Below are 9,456 nucleotides of genomic sequence, written 5' to 3'. Positions count from 1 at the left end.
GCCGACGACATCACCGCCTTCGCCGACTTCCCCTCCCAGCACTGGAAGAAGATCTGGTCGACCAATCCCCTGGAACGGCTCAACCGGGAGATCAAACGCCGATCCGACGTCGTCGGGGTCTTCCCCAACCCCGCAGCCCTCGCCCGCCTAGCAGGCGCGGTGCTGGCCGAACATCACGATGAATGGCAGGTCAGCGACCGCCGCTACCTCTCGGAGGGATCGATGGCCCAACTCGCCGCACCGACCAGCGAGCCGAGCGGAGATATGAGCGAACCGCTGGCGCCGACCGCGCTGGCCGCGTCATAGTCACAACGTTCCGATACAACTCGCCGACCTCACATGATCGGCTGGAGTTACACCATTCAGCGGGACGTGACCCGCTCGTCGGTGCCGTCGAGGAACTCCGCGATCCGCTCGTCCTCGACTCCGGCGTCGACGAGTTGGTTGCGCAGGCTCTGTGGCGACTCGGCGAACACCGGGCGCCTGCTGTTCACCGCCATCGTCATCACGCTGGTGGTGGACAGCGCGATCTCGTCGCCCGAGATCCCGGGCGCGTCGGGGACGCCCCCGCTGTTGATCACGTTCAGGCTGGCGCGGTCCTGGTCGAGCAGCGCGACGCCCGAGTGGTCGGCGGCGAGAGCCGTACGGCCGACGTCGATGATGACCTGGACCACCTGCTCGACCGTGAGCGCCTCGGCCAGCAGGGCCGTCGCCCCCTGGAGCCGGGCGGTGCGCAGCGCGGCGGCGCCGAGCTGGTCGGTGAGCCGGCCGCGCATCTCCTCGGCCTCGCGCTGCGGCGTGACATCGGAGTTGGCGCCCACCCACTCGATCACGCGGCCGTGCCGGATGATCGGGACGGCTCGCACCTCGAAGTGCCGGTAACCGCTGGCCCGGGTGCGGACGCGGTAGCTCCACTCGAACATCGTCCGGCCGCGCAGCGCCTCCCGCCACGCCTCCTCCGCGCCGGGGCGGTCGTCGGGATGCACGGCGTCGAGCCAGCCGTGGGCGAGGTACTCCTCCAGCCCCTGGCCGGTGACGGCGCGCCACTGCGGGGCGTCCTCGACCGCGACGCCGCTGGGCGAGGTGATCCACACGAGCTGCTGCTGCGACTCGACCAGTGAGCGGTAGCGCTCCTCGCTGCGGCGCAGGTCCTCCTCCGTCTGCTGACGCTCGGTCAGGTCGACGCCGAAGAGCGCGGTGCCGAGGAGGAGGTCGTCCTCGCGCATGGGAAAGAACGACACCGTCCAGTGCCGGGTGTCGCCGTTCTCGGCTCGGGTCCTGATGCGCTGGTCGGTGACCGGGAGGCCCTCGCCGCCGATCCGGCGCAGCGCCGAGTCGATCAGCGTGGCGAGGTCGGCCGACAGGAGGTCGCCGGGCGTCATCTCCAGATGCCGCTCGACAGGGTGGCCGGTCAGCTCTGTAAAGGTCGAATTGACACGGACAAATCGCCCGGACGGGTCGAAGAAGGCGAAGGCGAAAGGAGCCTCGGACATGAGGCCACGGAAGAGGCCGGAGTCTGAGATGTCCAAACCCGACTCCCGGGGACGGGGCACGGAGGTTTCGGCGCTCACGGTCGGCACCTCCGTCGCGTGCCAGGGTCTCCCACGAGGCACATCTCCATAACTGTGATTTACGGTCGTGTCCTGATCTTCTGCCTACCGCGTGACGCCGGCTCGGCGCCAAACGGCCTGGTCATGCCCGCGGCCGTGCACAACTCCGTGATGCTCGCCTCCTCCGCTCCGGGATGCACCCGTCCGGCCGCCGGTCGCTACCGCAAGATCCATAAGACACTCCCTGTAGCGCAGGATCTGCCCTACATCATCGGCGATGGGCATACGCGGACGGAAGCCCCGCCCGGCATGCGGTCAACGCATCCTGTCAAAAGGTGCCATCTCGCGCAGCAGGATCCGGCTTACTTCTTGGCGGACCTCTTCGCTTCCTGCTTGGCGGCCCGCACCAGACCGAGACTCTCGGAGTCGACGACGTCGGCGACGGACAGGTGGGTGCCCTCCGCGCCGTACGGCCCGGCGGCCTCGCGCCATCCGGGCGGGCGCACCCCGAGCTGCTTGCCGAGCAGCGCGAGGAAGATCTGTGCCTTCTGCTTGCCGAACCCGGGCAGCGCCAGCAGGCGGCGTAGCAACTCGGCACCGTCGTCGACATCCTCCCACACCCTGTCGGCCGAGCCATCGTAATGCTCGACCAAATAGGCGGCCAGTCGCTGGATCCGGCCCGCCATGGAGCCCGGATACCGGTGGACGGCCGGCTTGGCTGCCAGCAGTGCCGCGAACTCCGAAGGATCATAGGAGGCGATCTCCCGCGCGTCCAGATCATGCCCGAGCCGCTCGGCGATGGTGCGGGGGCCGGCGAACGCCCACTCCATGGGGATCTGCTGATCAAGCAGCATGCCGACGAGCAGCGCCAGGGAACTCCGGCTGAGCAGATCGTCGGCGTCCTGCCGCTGGGCGAGCTGGATACGCATGGGGACAGCTTTGCACGGAGCTCCGTGAGGGGTTGACACCTCTGCGGAAAGTTATGGAATGAAAGCGGCCGGTCCCTGTCATTTCCGGCGTGGAGACCGCCGGGGTAGTCACTCAGCGAGGAATGCGACGATGCCAGTACTCGCCACACGCGTCGGCGGCGGCCGCCCGCCGGCGCCGCTGCTCGAGCCGGTCAGCGCCCGCCTGGCCGCGGAGTTCCTCAGCGTGCCGGTGGAGACGGTGGCCCGCTGCGTGGCCGACGTCTGGGCCTGCACCGAGCATCTCGGGCTGTGCGCTACGCCCGCGACCGTCGAATGGATCGCCCGCGAGCACCTGCTCGCCATGGTCAACTCGGCGCCGCCTTCCCGGGCGTTTTAGGGCCGCGCTTATAACGGGGAAGTCACCAGGCCGTGTTCCGGATGCCGATCGGCCCGGGAATGCGAGAAGGTGGGTTCCGTGAGCGAGCTCCCCGACAATCACCGCAGGCCGGGCTCGCGCGACTTCGGACGCGGCGGGGCGGCCCGATGAGGGGGCGCAGGCGGCGCGATCCGCGCGAGACGCAGACCCCGGACGACGTCTTCGCCGAGATGCTGCTCGCCGCGCGTGAACTGCTCGCCGTACGGAGCCCGCTGGACGCGGAGCTCATGGTGTCGGACATGCTGGGCGCCTGGTGGGGGCGGCGGCTGCGCGGCGGCGACGTCGAGCAGATCCTCGGAGAGGGCCTGGTCGACTACGCCGCGAAGGCCGGCACTCCCGCCGCGCTCACCCTGCTGATCTCGGTCGCCTACCTCGGCACGGCCCGCCAGGCCGCCAAGGCGGAGGGCGCCGCCCTCGCCCTCATGGAGTCGGACGTGGCCCGCCCCCGGTGGGCCGACCGGGTGGGCGCGGTCAAGCCGTCCGGGTGCTACGTGTCCAGGGACGTCTACGGCGACCAGGACACGGTGGTGTGCACCTTCGCCTACAACGGCGAGGACCGGCACGCCCTGGTCGTGGTCGTCGACTACAACATGCGGGGCATGGCCCGTGACGCGTGGGTCTCCTCCCAGGTCGACAAGCTGCTGGAGCAGGCGGAACTGGAGGCGGCGGTCAACCCGATGCTCCGGTTCGAGGAGATCGAGCCGCAGCAGGCGCGGGCGCTGCTGGAGTTCGCGATGAAGGCGACGCGGGACTCGCTCGGCCGGGGCGGCCGGAACGCGCCGCGGCTGGTCGGCGACGGGTACAGCGCCTACCACGCGTTCGCGCGCTCGCGGATCAAGGCGCTCCCGCCCGGCCGCAAGCGTCCCGCGCCCCCGCACAGCGAGGCGCCGTACAGCAGGGACCGGCGGGCGATGCTCGCGGCGGAGTTCCTCGCCTCGGACGCGGCGGAGAACCTCTCGGACCCGTCGGCGGCGTCCCGCTGCGCGGACCACATCATCGACTACGGGTGCGATCAGGACCTGGGGCGGCCGCTGCGGGTGAGCCCCGCCAAGTGCGAGACGTTCCTGCTGGACTGGCTGCCGCGGAAGGTGATGCTGCGTCCGGCGGAGCAGGAGGCGATGCCGCACGCGCTGGCGGCGTGGGTCAGGTTCGCCGGTCCGCGCACCGGGCTGCCGGAGCAGGGCATCCGGGAGACGCTGGACGCGGTGTGGGAGGCGACCGCCCGGTTCACCGAGGCGTACCGCGATCCGACGACGTTCGGCCTGGGCCGGACACTGGTGGAGCGGCTGCTGCCGGACGGCGACCTGTCGGCGCTGGCCCGGCGGGCCTTCGCCTTCCCGCTGCTGGAGGGCGTGCACGGCTCGATCATCCTGGACACGCTCAACCCGGCGGACGACGGTGACCGACGCATCCTGCTGGAGATCGATCACGCGGGCGAGCGCGACCGGCCCGACTTCGACGAGCACCTCGCCTGGCACGAGGAGATCGCGACCCGGCTCTGGGAGGGCGACCCCCCGCAGATGTGGGAGGCCGCCCAGCGGCTGATGGATCTCGGCCACGACCGGCACGAGGTGCTGCACCTGCTCATCGAGATCGCCGAGCGGATGGGCGACCACCCCGACGAGCTGGCCGCCGCCCTCGACGACATCGCCGACATCCCCGACGAACCGTCCCCCTGACCGCGAGGGGCGCGGCGGTGAGGTAACCGACGAGCGAGCGGGCGAGGAACGAGCCCCGAGCGAGGAGGGCACGACCCGACTTCGGGCGCCCCGAGCCGCCGAGCGAAGCGAGGCGATGGAGCACAGCCCCGAGAGACGAGTGAAGACATCGCCTGAAGGCACCCCGAGCCCGCCGAGCGAAGCGGGGCGATTCAGCGCGTGAATCCGATGTCGGCGTACCTCAGGTCGTAGAAGCCGGTGGCGCCGATGTTGGCCAGGGCGGACCTGACGATCACGGTCTGCGGGCGCTGGAACAGGGGCAGGACGGTGGCCTGCTGCCAGATGAGGCGGTCGGCGGCGTTGAGCTTGGCCGCCGCCTTGCCCCGGTCGAGCTGCGCCCCGGCGGTGAACAGCGCGGCGTCGATCTTGGGGCTGCCGGCGCGGCCGAGGTTGGCGTCCCACTGCTTGTCCTCGTTTCCGCCGGACCGTTCGCCGCCCCGCTTGCCGTCCCGCTTGCCGCCCGAGGAGTCCGTCGCCGCGTCGAGGTACACGCCGTAGTTGGCCGACACGGGGTACGGCGAGGCGGCGTAGGCGAAGGCCGCCAGGTCGAACTGCCCGGGGACGATGTATTTGTCGAAGTAGTCGGCGTCCGGCACGGTGACGACGTCGACCTTCACCCCGATCGGCTCCAGGGAGGCGCGTACCGCGTCCGCCTCCGCGCGGGCGACCGGCGCGTCGGAGGGGATGAGGTAGCGCAGCGCGAGCTCCGTGCCGTTCTTCTTGCGGACCCCGTCGGTCAGCGTCCAGCCCGCGTCGTCGAGCAGCCGGCCGGCGCGGGCGGGGTCGTGGGCGCCGAGCCAGCCCGCGTTGTCCCGGTAGCCGCCCTGGCCGTGCATGTAGAAGTGGCTGTTCAGCGGCACCACCGGCCAGCCCATCCCTTTCAGGTCGGCGGCGATGACGGCCTTGCGGTCGATTCCGACGGCGATGGCCTGACGGACCCGGACGTCGGACAGAGCCCCGCTCTCGGCGTTGAGCGTGATCTGCCGGAAGTCCGTGCCGCCCGCCTGGCGCACCGAGGCGGTCGGCTCGCCCTTGCCCCAGTCGTACGCGGTGGGCGACAGGCCGGCGTCGAAGATGTCGAGCTCGCCCCCGCTGTACGCGTTGACGAGGGCGTTGCCCTGCAGGGCGCGGAACACGATGCGGTCGAGCTTGGCCCGGTCGCCCCACCAGGAGGTGTCCCGCGCCAGGGTGACGGTCCTGGCGGCGCTGTCGAGGCTCTCGACCTTGAAGGGCCCGGCGGTCACCGGGATCCGGTTGACCCAGCCGGTGTTGAAGGCGTTCGCGGACGCGTTGGCCGAGCGGGGGTAGAGCGGGGAGAACAGCGCCCGCCACTCGCCGAACGGCTCGTCGAAGGTGACCACGACCTCGTGGTCGTTCGCTCCCTTACGGACGCTCTTGACCGAGTCGTACCCGGATCCGGCGAAGACGCCGTACGCCTGGTCGTGGCCGTTCATGGCCTTCCACTGGGCGGCGTAGTCCCGCCAGGTGATCGGCTGCCCGTCGGACCAGCGGGCCTTGGGGTTGAGCGTGTACGTGACGACCTCGTCGGGCGTGGTCCGGGTGACCTTCGCCCGGGTGACGTAGGCGCGGTCGAGGGAGATCCGGCCCTTCTCGTCCGATCGGAAGGCGGTGGGCATCAGCGCGCCGATGACGGACCACGCCTCCACGGTGTCGCCGTCCGCGTGGTTGACGTTCCACTGGCTGGGGAACCCGGACATCCCCCAGTTGAGGGTGCCGCCGTCCTTCACCTTGTCCCGGGCGACGGGGTTGATGTCGTACGCCTTGGGAGAGGCGGCGGGCGCGCCGCTCCCGGCGGCGTCGCCGCCGGGCCCGCCCGAGCAGGCCGTCGCGGTCTCCACAACGATCAGCGCGATCAGCGCGGCCAGCCATCGTGCCTGCACGGCGTTCCTCCCCAAACGGTCACAGCTTGCACCGGCTTTGTAGCAGTCCGTAATCGTCCGAGGCGAGCCCCCGCGCCGTAGGTGGGACGAACAGGGAAGCTACCGGGTCAGGACAGCTCGTCGACGGCGCTGCGCACGTCGTCGCTGATGATCGTGGTCAGCTCGGCGGTGTTGGCCGAGCCCTGCGCGGCCAGCCGCACGTCGCGCCGCATCGCGGCCCGCTCGTAGAGGGAGCGGGCGAACCGGCCGTTGCCGAGCCCGTCGATCAGACCCTCGCGGCAGACCCAGTCGAAGACGTCGGCGAGGTCCCTGCGCGCGGACGCGTCGAACCTGTCGCCCGCGCGCGCCGCCTGCAGCTCGGCGATCTCGGCCAGCTCGTCCGGCGCGTACGAGGGGAACGCGACGCGCTGGTTGAACCGCGAGGCGAGCCCGGGGTTCGTGGACAGGAAGGCGTCCATCTCCCTCTGGTATCCGGCGAGGACGACGACGAGGCGGTCGCGGTCGTCCTCGGCCCGCTTGAGCAGCGTCTGCACGGCCTCGGCGCCGAAGGCGTCTCCCCCGGCGTACCCGTTGTTGACCAGGCCGTACGCCTCGTCGATGAACAGCACGCCGCCGAGCGCCCGGTCGACCAGCTCGTTGGTCTTGATCGCGGTCGCGCCGAGGTGCTGGCCCACCAGGTCGGCGCGGGACGCCTCGACGACGTCGGGCCGGGCGAGCAGCCCGAGAGCGGAGAAGATGCGGCCCAGGATGCGGGCGACGGTGGTCTTGCCGGTGCCGGGCGGCCCGGCGAAGACGAAGTGCCGCATCTGGGACTGGACCGGAAGGCCCTGCTCCTGGCGCATGCGCGCCACCTTGAGCTGGGCGGCGATCGCGTGCACCTGCCGTTTCACGGGTTCGAGCCCGGCCATGCCGTCGAGGTCGGCCAGCGCCTCCTCCAGCGTGGGGGTGGCCTGGTATCCGCGGAACCTGGCGGTGATCTCGTCGAACGCCCGGGTCACGTCGTCGGCCGTGGTCGTCACCAGGTCCTCGCCGCGCGGCGCTCCCCCGGCGCTGACCACGCGTACGTCCCTGGCCTGCGCGGCGGCCTCGGCGAGGGTGCGGGCGAAGCGGGCGTTGCCCAGCTCGTCGACCAGCCCGCGGCGGTGGACGTCCTCGAACAGGCCGCGCAGGACGGGGCGCGCGTCGAGGGCCAGCCGGTCGCCCCGCCTGGCCTGCAGTGCCTCGGTGATCTCCAGCAGTTCGGCCGGGGTGTAGCCGGGGAACCGCACGCGTGTGGCGAACCGGCTGGACAGGCCCGGGTTGGAGGAGAGGAAGGCGCTCATCTCCTTCTCGTAGCCGGCCAGCACGATGATCAGCCGGTCGCGGTCGTCCTCGGCCCGCTTGAGCAGCGTCTGCACGGCCTCGGCTCCGAACCGGTCGGGCTGGCCGTCGCCCGAGTTGATCAGGCCATACGCCTCGTCGATGAACAGCACGCCGCCGAGCGCCCGGTCGATCAGCTCGTTGGTCTTGATCGCGGTCGCGCCGAGGTACTCGCCGACCAGGTCGGCCCGCTGGCCCTCGACCACGAAGGGCGTCTCCAGCAGGCCGAACGCGTAGAAGATCTTGGCGAGGGTGCGGGCGACGCTCGTCTTGCCGGTGCCGGGAGGGCCGACGAAGACGAAGTGCCGCATCGGCGGCTCGTTGGCGAACCCCGCCTCCTTGCGCAGCCGCGCCGCCTCGATGGACGCGGCGATGGCGCGCACCTGCTCCTTGACCGGCTCCAGGCCGATCATCGCCTCCAGCTCCCCCAGCGCCTGCTCGACGCTGATCGGCGGGGGCGGGCCCGCCTCGCCGGGCGCGTGCTGGTGGCCGCCCACCCGCAGCCGCTGCCTGACCTGGACGTCGCCGCCCGGGGGCTGGGCGGCGAGGAGCGCGCGCACCCTTCTCGCCAGCGCGAATCGGTAGATGAGCACCACGCAGGCCGTGCCGTACGCGGCCCAGAGGGCGACGGTGGCGGAGAGGGGGGAGATCGCGAAGGCCACGACGGCGGCCGGGGCCAGGGCCGCCAGCGTGGTCAGCCACGGGGGCACCCACCGGATGAGGTGGGCGGCGCCCGCGACCGGGACGGCCAGGAACAGCAGCAGGTACGGCGCGGCGGCCTGCGCGCCACCGAAGGCGCCGAGGAACAGCGGGAGCAGCAGCCCCCACCCGGCGAGGACGAGCGCGGTCGCCGCGGCGCGCGGATAGCTGAGCGCGAGCGCGACGAAGGCCAGGACCACGATCGTGGTGAAGAACGTGGTGAGCAGCGGCCAGCCCATGGCGGCGGCGACGCCGATCGCGGCGACCAGGGCTCCGCCGAAGAACACGCGCCGCGCCATGGGAGGAAGCTGGAAATAGCGCAGCCGCACCTGTTCGAACAGATCCCGCGCCCCGGCGCTGCCCGCCGGCTGGGCCCTGTCGGAGTCCCGCATCAACGCCTCCCCGGTTCGCCCCCCGGTTATACCGCACGTGACCGCGCGATGGGTGGATCTAACGGGTGCGAGCCTGGTGGCGGCCGGGGTACTCCCGTATAAGGACCCGCTTGGGCGTGACGCGCAGGACGTCGCCGGAGGGGACGGCGACCCCGCGCACCTCCGCCCAGAACCGGGGGTCGCCCACGAAGAGGACGACCCTCGGGTCGCGTTCCACCGCCTCCCACGCCTCGTCGCCCGCGATCAGCCTGAGCTCGCCCGACGCGCTCACCGAGGTCACCGCGCTGACCGCGAGCGCCCTCGGGCAGCCACGCTGGACGTAGGCGAGCACCACGCTCCTCGAATAGGCGGCGGCGTGCCGTACCGCGTCGCTGACGCCGGTGGAGGGCGAGGCGTCGCCGGGGAGCCGGGTCCCCGCGGACGGCTCGCACGCGATGAGCGCGGAGCGCCACGGCCCGGGACGGCCGCTCCACCACGCGCGGCCCGCCCGGGC

General features: G+C 71.7%; 8 protein-coding genes. 4 read left to right on the top strand and 4 right to left on the bottom strand.

The genetic code is table 11. The features are described from left to right. Positions 1-306, top strand: a 306-nt coding sequence (locus AWQ70_RS36915; protein ID WP_174552462.1) for a transposase, incomplete at its 5' end; no start/stop codon positions are given. A 56-nt stretch (positions 307-362) separates the two neighbouring features. On the opposite strand, the gene AWQ70_RS36910 is transcribed toward AWQ70_RS36915, so the two are convergent. Beyond that, a complete protein-coding gene (locus AWQ70_RS36910) occupies positions 363-1,553 on the bottom strand; it encodes a PAS domain-containing protein (RefSeq protein ID WP_281197196.1) in 1,191 nt (396 codons plus the stop codon). Positions 1,554-1,912: 359 nt separating this feature from the next. Next, entirely contained in the window at positions 1,913-2,479 is a 567-nt protein-coding gene (locus AWQ70_RS36905) for an HhH-GPD-type base excision DNA repair protein (protein ID WP_067186858.1), read from the bottom strand. Between the two features lie 130 nt (positions 2,480-2,609). Here AWQ70_RS36905 and AWQ70_RS36900 point away from each other — a divergent pair, with 130 nt between their 5' ends. Further along, positions 2,610-2,855 (top strand): hypothetical protein, encoded by a 246-nt coding sequence (locus tag AWQ70_RS36900; RefSeq protein WP_067186855.1) that lies wholly within the window; start codon positions 2,610-2,612, stop codon positions 2,853-2,855. A gap of 146 nt (positions 2,856-3,001) precedes the next feature. Further along, positions 3,002-4,573: a hypothetical protein gene (locus AWQ70_RS36895; RefSeq protein ID WP_169808804.1), complete on the top strand. Its 1,572-nt coding sequence runs from the start codon at positions 3,002-3,004 to the stop codon at positions 4,571-4,573. 191 nt (positions 4,574-4,764) lie between these two features. Here the strand turns inward: AWQ70_RS36895 and AWQ70_RS36890 are convergent, their stop codons facing one another. Together AWQ70_RS36890 and AWQ70_RS36885 are read right to left on the bottom strand one after the other, a co-directional pair. Beyond that, positions 4,765-6,513, bottom strand: a complete 1,749-nt coding sequence (locus tag AWQ70_RS36890) for an ABC transporter family substrate-binding protein (RefSeq protein ID WP_067186853.1) — start codon at positions 6,511-6,513, stop codon at positions 4,765-4,767. 107 nt (positions 6,514-6,620) lie between these two features. Continuing rightward, positions 6,621-8,963 carry an AAA family ATPase gene (locus tag AWQ70_RS36885; protein WP_067186851.1) on the bottom strand — a complete coding sequence of 781 codons (2,343 nt, stop codon included), beginning with the start codon at positions 8,961-8,963 and terminating at the stop codon, positions 6,621-6,623. 116 nt (positions 8,964-9,079) lie between these two features. On the opposite strand from AWQ70_RS36885, the gene AWQ70_RS39705 reads away from it, so the two are divergent. Further along, positions 9,080-9,286, top strand: coding sequence for a hypothetical protein (locus AWQ70_RS39705; RefSeq protein ID WP_157530944.1), 207 nt, complete (start codon positions 9,080-9,082; stop codon positions 9,284-9,286). Positions 9,287-9,456 lie beyond the last annotated feature (170 nt).

The sequence above is a fragment of the Microtetraspora niveoalba genome (genome assembly GCF_001570405.1).
Lineage (GTDB): Bacteria > Actinomycetota > Actinomycetes > Streptosporangiales > Streptosporangiaceae > Microtetraspora > Microtetraspora niveoalba.
The sequence above is the reverse complement of the archived record's forward strand: the minus strand, read 5'-3'. Positions and strand labels throughout refer to the sequence as shown.